This window comes from Bacteroidetes bacterium GWF2_43_63 (assembly GCA_001769275.1).
GTDB lineage: Bacteria > Bacteroidota > Bacteroidia > Bacteroidales > DTU049 > GWF2-43-63.
The window spans coordinates 78548-91298 of sequence record MEOQ01000019.1; the positions used below are offsets into that span (position 1 = coordinate 78548).

Consider the following 12751-nt stretch of genomic DNA (forward strand, 5'->3'; position numbering starts at 1 on the left):
GTGTGGCAATCTATTTTTGTAATTCTGGTCATCAGCAAAAAATACAACCAGTAATCGTGATCGGTTTCGGTTTGTCTGATAAAGAATCTGGGTGAGTGCTGCGCGTTGGTATTAATAAGTTGTAATTTTTTCGTCAATTTCAAGTGCTTGCAGCAATAGGCAGTGACTATTTCAAGTTGTTTGATTTGCTCATAAAAATGTTTTAATCAGTCATTGCGTTATGCACTCTCATCAAACATAACTTCGTCTGAACTGTTTATTTTATGAGGCGGTTTTTCATTGGGCAATGTGAAATAAAACGAAGATCCTTTTCCTTCAACGCTTTCCACCCATATTTCGCCACCATTTTTCTCTAAAAATCCTTTTACCAGTATTAATCCAATACCAGCACCTTTATCCTTTTTTCTTGCTTCTGAGAGCTTTTTTAATTGTGGCGTAAAAAGTTTTTCCATGATTTCTTTCGACATTCCAACTCCGGTATCCTTAACTCTGACAATAATTTTATCGTCTTTGCATTTTGCAGAAATCTTTATTGACCCCCCTTTGCCAGTATGTTTTATTGCATTTGAAACAATATTCTGAATGATGGAAATCAACATTTTGCCATCTGCAAATACTGACGTGTTTTCTTCAATTTCATGATGAAGATTTATTGTGTTTATGGAAGCAGTTTCTTTTAAAGTGTCAAATACTTTATCGATGTATTCGGTTAGTTTTATTTGCGTTGGAGAAAACACGTCCGATGCGTATTTAATTCTTGCCCATTCAACCAAATAGTCCAACATTTCCAATTCATCCGTTGAAGATTTATAAAGCATTTCAAGCATTTCCTGCACAACATCGGGATTTAGTTTGCGGAAATTTTCCTTCAAATATTTTGCACTTCCAATAATGCCTGACAGTGGACTTCTTAAATCGTGCGAAAGAATTGCCAGAACGCTCTCTTTGTGAGTATTGAGTTCTTCCAATTCTTTCATGTATTTTTTTAAAGCATCTTCCGAATGTTTCCGCTCGGTTAAGTCTCGCAAAATTTTGACATACCCCAACATTTCTCCGTCTTTGCCGGTGAGCGGGAAAATCAAACCATACGCATAAAACAGACTCTGGTCTTTAGCAATGTGCCATCTGTTATCGGTTGCTCTTCCTTCTCTTAAAGCCGTTTCAATTTCTCTTTTCGGGACACCACTTTTTATATCTTCCGGAGTAAAAATTATATCGAAAGGTTCTCCAATAACTTCGTCCGTTTCGTAACCAAATATTTTTGCCGAGCCCGAACTCCAGCTATTAATGTTGAATTCATTATCTAATGTAAAAATTGAATAATCTTGTAAGCTGTCAATTACCTGGCTGTAGAACTCAGTAGTTGGCATATATTTATTTTTCAAAATTTTCGTATTGTCTTGTTTGTTTTCCATTGGATTTGTTTTAGTTGTAATGATGATCTGTCGTAGTATTGTTTCGCGCCACTGTCCACAACGTAATGCCGGCAATAGAAGTTGCCGGTTGCGGGTGTTTTCCCTTAAAGTTGCACAGAAGATTATTGGATGAAGAAGCGCTGAAGGTTGTGCGTAAAAAGCATGAAAAGAATGCTTTCAGGTAAACAAAGATACGTCATTTATTCTGTTCCGGTTGCTTTCTTGATTTTATGAGTGGGGAAGGGCTTTCAGAGGAGCAGCATGAAAACAAAACCTCTTCGCTGATATTTCCGACCTAAAAGTCATTAATTTTAGTGATTAGGGGTGGCGCCGTTTGCGCCGGAATTCGTTTATTCTTTTTATTTCAAGAGGGCTTTTAATTCTATTTGATAATCAAACTGTAAATCCTCATGCAAAGAATCTATGGTTTTTTTGATCGCTTCTATTTGACTTATGTAAATGTTTTTAAGCGCTGTGCTTTCTTCCATGAATGGGCTCAGTTTTTTTAGTTCGTTACAAAAGCACAGCAATAACTCCACCTCGGTTTCCTTCTTCTTTGAAAATTTAATATACTTCTTAACAGTGCGCAATGCTTTACGCACACTCTTCTTGATGAAATAATTATTTCGTTTGTTTACCAGCGTAAATAATTCCGCAATTTCTATTTTTACACTTTCTATGTAAGCCGGCTCATTGAATGCTTCATACAAAAGGTAAGTCAATAATTCTTTATTCTCTTTTTTGAACTTCGATAAATGTAAACACAGCTCCATCAATTCACTTTGTGAACGACTGCTTAATTCCTGTTTGAGTTCTTTTATAGAGGCCGCTTTCACAGAGGAAAATTTAATATTGGTTGAGTATTTTTTGATTGATGCTGGTAAAGGTTTGGCACTTCGTTCGGCTTGTCGGGGCGCCGCGTGTCAATTCGATTACAAATATAGCTTTTCTTAAATGGAGTTAATTCGAAAAAAAAGGGAGATGAAAATCTGGTTTCAGCTCCCTTTTTTGTGATTACCTTCGGCATTGCCTGCAACCCTGACAGCCCTTTCTATGCTTTTGGTGGTGTGCCTTCGCAATTAGAAATCACGGCATCAATTTGCACCAAGGCATCCATCGGGATGGCTGAAACGCCAATTATTGTTCTTGCAGGAAGATCGCTTTTGAAGAATGTCGTGTAAACTTCGTTTATAGCATCAATATCTGCCATGTTTTTAAGCTGAATGTTTATTTTGACAGCATCGTCCATATCATGGTCAACACTTTCCACAATTGCCCTGATGTTTTTCAGACATTGCTCAGCCTGCTCTTTTACGCCACCAGCCACAATTTTACCAGTTTTCGGGTCTAAAGGCAATTGACCTGAAATATGATTGTAATGAGAAAAAGCTACAGTGTGTGTGTATGGAACTTTTGGCGCATTTTCAGTGTTGTTTGCTTCGATAACCAGGAGTCTGGTGTCCTCCGGAAGTTGTGGTGGAGTGCCATCTCCGTGTGAAATTACGGTATCAATTTGCACCAAAGCATCCATCGGCAAAGCTGAAACGACAACGATAGATCGTGTGGGCACATAGTTTGGAAAAAAAGTTGCACAAACTTCGTTTACGGCTTCAATATCCGAGATGTTTTTCAGAAATATAGTTGTCTTGACTACATCGTCCATAACATGACCAATACTTTCTAAAATTGCTTTAATGTTGTTTAAGCACTGTGCAGTCTGCTCTTTCACACCACCGGTTACCATTGTGCCGGTCTTAGCATCGATGGGTAATTGAGCCGAAAGATTGTTGTAATGAGAAAAAGCTACCGTTTGTGTGTATAGACCTTTTGGCGCATTTTCAGTGTTTCTGGCCACTTTTATGAGATCGCAGGGTGCTTGTGGAGTCGTACCCTCGCCGTTTGAAATAAGTGCTTCAATTTGGACCAAAGCATCATTCATTGGTAAATCCGCAACCGCCACTGTTGTCCGTGTAGGAAGATAGCTTTGGAAAAATGTTGTGTAAACTTCGTTTACTGCCTCAACATCCGATATATTCTTAACGAATACCGTGATTTTTACAACATCGTCCATAACATGACCGATACTTTCTACAATTGCTTTAATGTTGTTTAAGCATTGCTTTGTTTGCTCTTTTACACCACCAGCTACAATTTTACCAGACTTCGGATCGATTGGTAATTGAGCTGAAATGTTGTTGTAATGCGAAAAAGCTACCGTTTGTGTGGAGAAAGCACTTTTTGGTGCGTTTTCCGTGTTTCTTGAATTTTTAATGATTTTGTCGCTCATGTTCATTGCTCCTTCTGGTTTTTTGTTACTGACACTTTTAATTTTTATGCTTTGAAAAGGGCTGGCGATATGACATAGCAATGGCTTACGGGCTACTTTTCTGTCGAGATACAACGAACCTGATGCGGGACAGAACACTCGCAAAACCACTAAAATCGCAATGTTTTATATCGCTTGAGTACACTCCGCAACAACAGCGCGCACCCGTCCCAAAGCAAATTGAAACATGCAAAAATACAAATTTATTTTCAGAAGAGGAGGATTTGTGGACTGGTGCGGGTTTTTGCGATGGTCAACTCCTGTGGGCTTAATGGAATGCTGACTGTTACACTCGATTGGCGGTAGTTTTTAATTCAATCATGGTAGTGGATATTTGTCACATGCCTTTTTCCAGGCAATATCATTATCCATTCCGCTATCTCTCAATTCTTTTGTAAAATCTGCCCTAATTGAAGAAAAATCGTCAAAAGGGTGCCTTATTAAAATGCTTTCATGATTCTTTTGTTCTCTTACTTTCCAGTCATTATTTATCAATCCTAAAAGTTCCTCTTGTTTTGAAAACATTAATCTTCTACAATCTTTATTTTTAACTCTATTTTCCAATTCATATTGAGTCGAGATATTAAATGTGACATCATTAAAAATCCAAAACATAAGTTCATCAATCTCGGTCGTAGTTTTCCTATCTAATTCCTGTCCACGCTCAATTATCAAATAATGCAATCCTCTTGAATCAGACTCGATATGTGGGTGAGCACCATCAACGGAATGTCCAAATGTCGGCAATAATTTTGGAGAAGCATTTATTATCTCCGCAATCTCTAATGTTTTATTCTTTATTTCTTTAAGTGTCATCAAAATCTACAGGCTAAAATATGTTTATTGTTTTTGTCATAGTATTCAGCTTTCCAATAGTGAGGGTCATTTAGTTCTCTATATTCAACAGATTCATTTTTATGTGTCAATATAAAAGGCTTTTTCAAAAAGATAATAATCGAATTTTCACATGGCCATCCATTTGAAGTCTCTAAAATTTCATTTCCCTTTTCCAATTCCCTATCTAAAATAGGTTTTAAAGAATCGCTCAGTTTTAATATGTCATTTTGGTTTATCATATGTGCGTCTTAAATTACCCATAACGGTTGACAATATGGCCAGTAAGGGATTGCGGGCTACTTCCTTGTCCGCCGTCAGGAACGTTTGAGCGGGCTACACCGCTAGAATACCCTCTGAAACCCTTATGGCATATACACTTTGTTTGCGGTTCGGGCATTAATTATTATATCTTGTGTCTTTTCCACGATTTGTAGTCCTTTTCAATGTTCAATGTCTTAAGTTTTTCCCACTCGTTAACTGCTTGTTGTCGTGTTGCACCTTTTTCGTTTGCCAAAAAGTCGGAAAGAAAGTTGATGTATCGACCAACTACAACCTTTTCAAACTTGTCTGTCTGGTTGAGTTTTACAAATTGGTTTACCAAGTCGCCATACGTAATTTTCACGCCGTTTGTAATCCGTTCGTCACGCCAACGATTTAGGCGATACCAAGCTCCGGACTTAATTGTCAGTTTGGGTGCAATTTTTTGTGATTCTGTTGTGATAAAATTTTTTGTCTGCTCGTTACTTGTGTAGTTGATAATTGGTAAACAAGTTGACAGCCCAATGTCAAGGTCTTTTTTTCCTGTCTTTACAATATTCTTCCTGTTTGACCTTTCAACTTTTCCTGTTCTGATAAATACTTTGATAAGTTGTTCAAGTTCGTCCTTACGCAATTTTGAACTGTTGGCAATACCAAGTTGCTTTGCAAATGCTTTTATTTCGTCAGCATACCAATAACCATTGTCAAATTCATTTTCGGTTATGTTTTTTGTCAGCCTATTTTTTATTGTCATTATTGCTTATTTCTTTGAATATAGGGAGTCTTTCGTTGCCTGACCCCTAACGTCTTAGCGTTTTATTCATCGTTCCCCCACAAAAATACAAAAAAATCATAATGAATAAAATTTTGTTGGCTGTTAACCGAAGCGACTCAGGAATGATGAATAATCCGCCAGCATGGCGGAGGACTAAGCCGCCTGCTATGGGAATATTCTGCTTTCAGTCTAATGTTGTGTGTTAAAATATTTTTATATCTTTGCAGTCCGAAAAATGGTCTCTTGGCCGAGTGGCTAGGCGCCGGTCTGCAAAACCGTTTACTCCGGTTCGAATCCGGAAGAGACCTCAGCATTAAGTCTCTGTTATGATACTTAATGTGGGGGAAATCAGACCTCCGCACTTCTGTGCGGAGGTTTTTTTATGGGCTTTTGGTTTTTGCCACTAAGGCACCACGTGTCACGTTTTGCGTGAAGGCACAAAATATTTCTTCCGCGAATTCCGCGAATCTGCGCGAAAAATTTCGCATCATTCAGCAGGTCTTATGCACGCGAATTCGAATCCGCCTTCACCTGCGGCGAAGACTGATTCAGGGGGTCGCGCAGAGCTCGCAAAGACGCAGAGAACGTTGCCACTAAGGCGCGACTGGTCACGTTTTACGTGAAGGCACAAAATATTTTCTCGTGACTTTGTGGCCTTGTGGCCAATCTTCCGCGAATCCGCCAGCAGTCGGACATGTGGCGCGAATCTGCGCGAAGAATTTTACATCCCTCAGCAGGTCTTATGCACGCTAATTCGAATCCGCCTTCACCTGCGGTGAAGACCGATTCAGTGGGTCGCGCAGAGCTCGCAAAGACGCAGAGAACGTTGCCTCTAAGGCGCGAAAGTGAATATTGAATAAGGAACAAGGATTTATAGAAGTATGAAGTAATTTCTACTTGAAATACCGTTCGATATTCTCACTTCCTTGTTCATGGTTCAGTGTTCTTGGGGTGCCGGGATCTCCGAGAAAACCTTCGAAGCTAATCCACTCTTTCTTCCGCGAATCCGCCAGCAGTCGGACATGTGGCGCGAATCTGCGCGAAAAATTTCGCATCCCTCAGCAGGTCTTATGCACGCTAATTCGAATCCGCCTTCACCTGCGGCGAAGTCTGATTCAGGGGATCGCGCAGAGACCGCAAAGACGCAGAGAAATTTGCCACTAGGGCGCGACTTGTCACGTTTTGCGTGAAGGCACAAATATTTTTCGTGACTTTGTGTTTTTGTGGCCAATTATTTTTACGCTTTCTTCAGCCATTTTTTGCCGGTGATTTCTATGGCAATGGCGCCAAGAGGTGCGGTGACAACAATGCTCAGCACTGCAACAGCCAGAATAATTTCGGCGCCAGCCGAGTGGGTGAGTGCCAGCGGAACCGCGCCAATGGCGGCTTGCACGGTGGCTTTTGGAATGTATGAAATCACAACAAAGCCCTTTTCGCGCCTGGTCAGATTGGTGCCGGTCAGACAGAGCCAGGTTGCTGCACTCCGCACCAACAGACCGCCTCCGATAATCACTAATCCGGTCAGTCCGATTTTTATTGCAATTTCAGGATTTACTTCGGCGCCGACGAGTACAAACAAAATCATTTCGGCGAGAATCCAAATCTTTGCGAGCTTCTGAGAAATTTCGTGTGCGTATTTTTCGCGTTTGTTCAGAATCAGGTAGCCAATGGTCATTACGGCCAGCAGAGCGGCAAACGGGACCCATGGCTCGATTTCCTTTTCGATTCTGAGGAAAATCACAGCCACCGCCATAATAAGCAGAACGCGGCGAGTCGCGCGGGGATTGAAGCGATCGAAAATTTTAATAAGTAAAAATCCGCTGATAATTCCGGCTGCAATTCCTGTCAACATTGAGATTGGAATACTTGCAATGGCTGTTGCTGTCATGGGATCGTCGCTGACCAGAAACACAACAAGTATGGAAAAAACAACCAGTACAAGAATATTATTCAAACTGCTGGCGGCAAGGACCATCGTTGGAATGTCCTTATCTGTTCCCCGTTTCTCATTTCTGAAGCGTATCATTAGCGGAACGACCGCAGCGGGCGACACTGCACTCAGAATAATCCCCAGCATCAGCCCTTCGTTCCACGACAATCCGGCATAGTAAACACATAGGGCTGCAGCAGCAAATGTTTCGAACAATGGTGGAAATATGGCCAGCAGGAGCGCCTGCCGCCCGACTTTTTTCAGGGTGTCTTTACGAAGTTCAAAGCCGGCTCTGAGCAGAATCACAATCAGTGCGGCCGAACGCAATTCGCCCGAAAGCGCTGTGAAAGACGGGTCGAGAATTTTCAAAACATAGGGCCCAAAAAGAAGCCCGATGAGCAAAAATCCAATCAGATCTGGAATCCGGATCAGCCTGCAGAGCCAGGAGGCGATCATTCCGGTGATAATAATTTCGGCAATGGAATTCAGCATAGAATTTTGGGTTATAAAAAAGACCTCTGCATTGTTATCTGCAGAGGTCATCAGCCTTTCGGCGGTTCAGGGCGAACCTCATCGCCCGAAAAATATTTAGCGTCGTTTATGCTTCTCCGGCAGGAGAGAACATCTGATAGGGAGGAACCTGCTCATGCTCGCTGATCTCACCGAAGGTTTTCTCATATTTTGAGACGTTTTCGTTGAGGGCTTTCAGCAGTCTTTTCGCATGATTGGGTGTCATAATAATGCGGGATTTCACCTTTGCTTTCGGCATTCCCGGCATGATACTCACGAAGTCAAGAATAAATTCAGCACTGGAGTGGGAGATGATGGCCAGATTGGCGTAACTGCCTTCCGCAACATCGGCTGTGAGTTCGATGTTCAATGAATTATCCTGTTTTTTCTTGTCATCCATATCAGACATTTTCAAGTGTTTCTTCTTTTGAAGCCAGGAGAGATTGATATTCTTCCATGGAGCCGACCACCAGGTCATCGTATTCGCGGAGACCGGTTCCGGCAGGAATCAGGTGACCAACGATAACGTTTTCTTTCAGTCCCATGAGTGTGTCGCGTTTGGCATTAACAGCAGCTTCGGTAAGAACCTTGGTTGTTTCCTGGAACGATGCAGCTGACAGGAGGCTTTCAGTTTGCAGAGCTGCGCGGGTGATTCCCTGCAGGATCTGGTTGGCTGTTGCCGGCTGTGCGTCACGGGCTTCGGCGAGGACTTTATCCTTACGCTTCAGCATGGAATTTTCATCGCGCATTTTGCGTGCAGAAACTATTGAACCGGTTTTCAGAACATCACTGTCTCCAGCTGATTCAATGTATTTCTTGTTGAAAACAGCATCGTTTTCCTCATGGAATTCGATCTTGTTAACGAGTTCGCCTTCAAGGAAACGAGTGTCACCCGGATCAATGATTTCAACTTTACGCATCATCTGACGAACAATAGTTTCGAAATGTTTGTCATTAATCTTCACACCTTGCAGACGATACACTTCCTGAATTTCATTCACCAGATATTCCTGAACCTTTGTGGGTCCTTTGATGGAAAGAATGTCACCCGGAGAGATGGCGCCGTCTGACAGCGGTGTTCCGGCTTTGATAAAGTCGTTTTCCTGAGCCAGAATTTGTTTGGTAGTATTAATAAGGTAATGTTTTTCTTCACCTGATTTTGAAGTGATGATAATTTCCTTATTGCCACGTTTAAGTTTTGATCCAAAGCTTACAATACCATCAATTTCAGCAACTACAGCGGGATCTGACGGGTTACGTGCTTCGAAAAGCTCTGTGACACGCGGCAGACCACCAGTGATATCACCAGCCTTTCCGAGTGTTCTCGGAATCTTGGCAATTACGTCACCGGCATTCACTTTTGTTCCTTCTTCGATGGTGATATGAGCACCTACCGGTAAATCGTAGCGTTTGAGCTCTTCTTTTGTCGAAGAAACCAGTTTGATGGCCGGTGTTCTTGCTTTCTGACGGCTTTCGATGATAACTTTATCATGGAATCCAGTCTGCTCATCCGATTCTTCGCGGAAAGTGATATTTTCAAGTACGTCTTCGAAAGTAATTTTGCCGGAAACTTCGGAAAGGATAACGGCATTGTATGGATCCCATTCGCAAATGAGCGTACCCTTGGCGAGTTCCAGCCCGTTTTCGACAAACAACTGTGAACCGTAAGGAATATTGGCACTCTGAAGAATGGCCTGTGTTTTAGGATGACGAATACGCATTTCAGCTGAACGACCCATTACCACTTTGACAATTTTACCATCGTCGGTTTTGGTATCAATGCAGCGAAGCTCATCGATTTCGAGCATACCATCATACTTTGCTTCCAGTTTCGATGAAATGGACACGTTAGACGCGGCACCCCCGATGTGGAATGTACGAAGAGTAAGCTGAGTTCCCGGCTCACCGATTGACTGCGCGGCAATAACCCCAACAGCCTCTCCTTTTTGAACCATGTGACCAGTCGCAAGATTACGTCCGTAACATTTGGCGCAAACTCCGCGTTTTGCTTCGCAGGTTAGAACCGAACGGATTTCAACTTCCTCTATATTAGCGTTTTCTATTGCTTTTGCAGATTCTTCGGTAATTTCTTCACCCTCTTCAATAATAAGTTCTCCCGTATTAGGATTGAAAATATCATGCAGGGTAACACGACCAAGAATTCTGTCAAAGAGACTTTCAACGATTTCTTCGTTTTTCTTCAGGGCTGTAACTGTCAGTCCGCGTAATGTTCCGCAATCAGGATCATTAATGATTACATCCTGAGCAACATCAACCAGACGACGGGTAAGATAACCGGCATCAGCTGTTTTCAGAGCGGTATCGGCGAGACCTTTACGAGCACCGTGTGTTGAAATGAAATACTCAAGAACGGACAGACCTTCCTTGAAGTTAGAAAGAATCGGGTTTTCAATGATTTCACCACCGGCAGCACCTGCTTTTTGTGGTTTTGCCATCAGACCACGCATTCCGGAGAGCTGACGAATCTGCTCTTTCGAACCACGGGCACCTGAATCAAGCATCATATATACCGAATTGAAGCCGTCGCGGTCTTTCGCCAGTTTGTCGATAAGAACTTTTGTCAGCTTGGAATTGGTATGGGTCCAGATGTCGATAATCTGGTTGTATCGCTCATTGTTGGTGATGAAACCCATATTGTAGTTGCCCATCACTTCATCCACCTGAGTTTTGGCGTCGTTGATGAATATTTCTTTCTCTACGGGTACAATGATGTCACCAAGGTTGAAAGACAATCCACCTTTGAAGGCCATCTGGAATCCCAGCGATTTGATGTCGTCCAGGAATTTCGCAGCTAAAACATTGTTGGTGTTTTTGAGAACATCGCCGATAATATCACGCAGCGCTTTTTTTGTCAGAAGCGTATTGATGAATCCGATTGATACAGGAACCACGCGATTGAAAAGAATACGTCCAACGGTAGTTTCAACAATGCTGGTGTTGCCATCGTTGTCGGTCAGACGAACCTTGATCATTGCATGCAAATCAGCTTTCTGCTCGTTGTAAGCAATAATAACTTCTTCCGGAGAATAGAAAGTGATTCCTTCGCCTTTGACAAAATGTTCTTTCGAACTTTTACGGCCTTTGGTCATGTAATAAAGACCAAGAACCATATCCTGTGAAGGAACTGCGATAGGTGCACCGTTGGCAGGGTTGAGGATGTTATGAGGAGACAGCATCAGAAGCTGTGCTTCGAGAATGGCCTCATTGCTCAGCGGAACGTGAACAGCCATCTGGTCACCGTCGAAGTCGGCATTGAAAGCGGTACAAACTAGCGGATGAAGCTGAATGGCCTTGCCTTCGATAAGTTTTGGCTGAAATGCCTGAATACCAAGTCGGTGCAAGGTAGGAGCACGGTTAAGCATAACCGGATGTCCTTTCAGTACGTTTTCAAGAATATCCCAAACAACGGGGTCTTTGCGGTCAACAATTTTCTTTGCAGATTTAACTGTTTTAACGATACCACGCTCCAGCATTTTGCGGATAATAAATGGCTTGAAGAGTTCAGATGCCATTTCTTTCGGAAGTCCGCACTCACTCAATTTGAGCTCGGGACCTACCACAATAACCGAACGACCTGAATAGTCAACACGTTTACCGAGGAGGTTCTGACGGAATCGTCCCTGTTTACCTTTAAGACTGTCGGAGAGTGATTTCAGTGCGCGGTTTGATTCAGTTTTAACGGCATTTACCTTGCGGCTGTTGTCGAAAAGTGAATCAACTGCTTCCTGCAGCATACGTTTTTCATTCCTGAGAATGACATCCGGAGCCTTGATTTCGATCAGTCTTTTCAGTCGGTTGTTACGAATAATCACACGACGATAAAGATCGTTGAGGTCGGAAGATGCAAATCGTCCACCATCGAGGGGAACCAAAGGACGAAGTTCGGGCGGAATAACCGGAACAACTTTAATGATCATCCATTCGGGTCGGTTCTCAATTCGTTTGTTTCCATCGCGGAATGATTCAACCACCTGCAGACGTTTCAGAATGTCAGTCTTACGTTGCTGCGAAGTTTCGTTATTGGCTCTGCTGCGCAGGGATGGTGAAAGTTCATCCAGATCAATTTTGGAAAGCAAATCGAATAAAGCTTCACCGCCCATTTTGGCGATAAATTTATTCGGATCGTTGTCATCAAGCATTTGATTTTCGCGAGGCAGTGTTTCCATGATCTGGAAAAACTCCTCTTCGGTCAGAAAATCATTCTGTTTGAATCCATCAGCAGCTTTAATGCCGGGATTAACGATCACATATTTCTCGTAATAAATGATTTGCTCGAGTTTTTTCGAAGGCAAACCAAGCAACAAACCGATTTTATTTGGAAGCGAACGGAAAAACCAGATGTGAGCAACGGGAACAGTCAGTTGAATGTGACCCATTCGTTCGCGTCTTACTTTTTTCTCGGTAACTTCAACACCGCAGCGGTCACAAACAATACCCTTGTAACGGATACGTTTGTATTTTCCGCAATGGCATTCGTAATCCTTCACAGGACCAAAAATACGCTCGCAGAATAATCCTTCGCGTTCGGGTTTATATGTCCTGTAGTTTACGGTTTCGGGCTTTGTCACTTCGCCATATGACATCTCAAGAATTTTTTCAGGAGATGCGAGGCTTATAATGATGCTCGAAAAGTTGCTTTTGGGTGCGTTTTCTCTTCTAAATGCCATATAGTGACTTTT

The 12751-nt window shown here is 42.3% G+C and carries 11 protein-coding genes and 1 tRNA gene; 2 read left to right on the forward strand and 10 right to left on the reverse strand.

The genetic code is table 11. The features are described 5' to 3' along the window. Positions 1-218 precede the first annotated feature (218 nt). The 4 genes from A2W93_13290 to A2W93_13305 form a co-directional block, all read right to left on the reverse strand. Positions 219-1415 carry a hypothetical protein gene (locus tag A2W93_13290; protein ID OFY55156.1) on the reverse strand — a complete coding sequence of 399 codons (1197 nt, stop codon included), beginning with the start codon at positions 1413-1415 and terminating at the stop codon, positions 219-221. Positions 1416-1774: 359 nt separating this feature from the next. Beyond that, positions 1775-2251: a hypothetical protein gene (locus tag A2W93_13295; GenBank protein ID OFY55157.1), complete on the reverse strand. Its 477-nt coding sequence runs from the start codon at positions 2249-2251 to the stop codon at positions 1775-1777. Next, the gene (locus A2W93_13300; protein OFY55158.1) at positions 2248-2442 is read right to left on the reverse strand and encodes a hypothetical protein; all 195 of its coding nucleotides are present in this window, start codon (positions 2440-2442) and stop codon (positions 2248-2250) included. The genes A2W93_13295 and A2W93_13300 overlap by 4 nt, the downstream gene beginning before the upstream one ends. 24 nt (positions 2443-2466) lie before the next feature. Beyond that, complete coding sequence (locus A2W93_13305; protein OFY55183.1) at positions 2467-3702, reverse strand: reactive intermediate/imine deaminase; 1236 nt, start codon at positions 3700-3702, stop codon at positions 2467-2469. Positions 3703-3824: 122 nt separating this feature from the next. Between A2W93_13305 and A2W93_13310 the strand changes: the two genes are divergently transcribed. Then, on the forward strand, positions 3825-4013 hold the full coding sequence (locus A2W93_13310) for a hypothetical protein (GenBank protein ID OFY55159.1): 189 nt from the start codon (positions 3825-3827) through the stop codon (positions 4011-4013). Between the two features lie 46 nt (positions 4014-4059). Here A2W93_13310 and A2W93_13315 read toward each other — a convergent pair whose 3' ends face one another. The 3 genes from A2W93_13315 to A2W93_13325 all read right to left on the reverse strand — a co-directional run bounded on the left by A2W93_13315 (position 4060) and on the right by A2W93_13325 (position 5560). Beyond that, on the reverse strand, positions 4060-4557 hold the full coding sequence (locus A2W93_13315) for a hypothetical protein (GenBank protein OFY55160.1): 498 nt from the start codon (positions 4555-4557) through the stop codon (positions 4060-4062). Then, positions 4557-4817 (reverse strand): hypothetical protein, encoded by a 261-nt coding sequence (locus A2W93_13320; protein ID OFY55161.1) that lies wholly within the window; start codon positions 4815-4817, stop codon positions 4557-4559. The genes A2W93_13315 and A2W93_13320 overlap by 1 nt, the downstream gene beginning before the upstream one ends. A gap of 164 nt (positions 4818-4981) precedes the next feature. Continuing rightward, positions 4982-5560, reverse strand: coding sequence for a hypothetical protein (locus A2W93_13325; GenBank protein ID OFY55184.1), 579 nt, complete (start codon positions 5558-5560; stop codon positions 4982-4984). A 288-nt stretch (positions 5561-5848) separates the two neighbouring features. On the opposite strand from A2W93_13325, the gene A2W93_13330 reads away from it, so the two are divergent. Beyond that, positions 5849-5919, forward strand: a tRNA-Cys gene (locus A2W93_13330). 929 nt (positions 5920-6848) lie between these two features. Here the strand turns inward: A2W93_13330 and A2W93_13335 are convergent. The 3 genes from A2W93_13335 to A2W93_13345 all read right to left on the reverse strand — a co-directional run bounded on the left by A2W93_13335 (position 6849) and on the right by A2W93_13345 (position 12739). Next, complete coding sequence (locus A2W93_13335) at positions 6849-8033, reverse strand: hypothetical protein (protein OFY55162.1); 1185 nt, start codon at positions 8031-8033, stop codon at positions 6849-6851. 106 nt (positions 8034-8139) lie between these two features. After that, the gene (locus A2W93_13340; GenBank protein OFY55163.1) at positions 8140-8451 is read right to left on the reverse strand and encodes a hypothetical protein; all 312 of its coding nucleotides are present in this window, start codon (positions 8449-8451) and stop codon (positions 8140-8142) included. Position 8452: 1 nt separating this feature from the next. Continuing rightward, the gene (locus tag A2W93_13345; protein ID OFY55164.1) at positions 8453-12739 is read right to left on the reverse strand and encodes a DNA-directed RNA polymerase subunit beta'; all 4287 of its coding nucleotides are present in this window, start codon (positions 12737-12739) and stop codon (positions 8453-8455) included. Between the last annotated feature and the right edge of the window lie 12 nt (positions 12740-12751).

Bases quoted from the DNA above. Each gene is read 5' to 3' on its own strand.
- A2W93_13290 (OFY55156.1), bottom strand. From the start codon at position 1,415: ATGGAAAACAAACAAGACAATACGAAAATTTTGAAAAATAAATATATG.
- A2W93_13300 (OFY55158.1), bottom strand. From the start codon at position 2,442: ATGCCGAAGGTAATCACAAAAAAGGGAGCTGAAACCAGATTTTCATCT.
- A2W93_13305 (OFY55183.1), bottom strand. From the start codon at position 3,702: ATGAGCGACAAAATCATTAAAAATTCAAGAAACACGGAAAACGCACCA.
- A2W93_13310 (OFY55159.1), top strand. From the start codon at position 3,825: ATGCGGGACAGAACACTCGCAAAACCACTAAAATCGCAATGTTTTATA.
- A2W93_13315 (OFY55160.1), bottom strand. From the start codon at position 4,557: ATGACACTTAAAGAAATAAAGAATAAAACATTAGAGATTGCGGAGATA.
- A2W93_13320 (OFY55161.1), bottom strand. From the start codon at position 4,817: ATGATAAACCAAAATGACATATTAAAACTGAGCGATTCTTTAAAACCT.
- A2W93_13335 (OFY55162.1), bottom strand. From the start codon at position 8,033: ATGCTGAATTCCATTGCCGAAATTATTATCACCGGAATGATCGCCTCC.
- A2W93_13340 (OFY55163.1), bottom strand. From the start codon at position 8,451: ATGGATGACAAGAAAAAACAGGATAATTCATTGAACATCGAACTCACA.
- A2W93_13345 (OFY55164.1), bottom strand. From the start codon at position 12,739: ATGGCATTTAGAAGAGAAAACGCACCCAAAAGCAACTTTTCGAGCATC.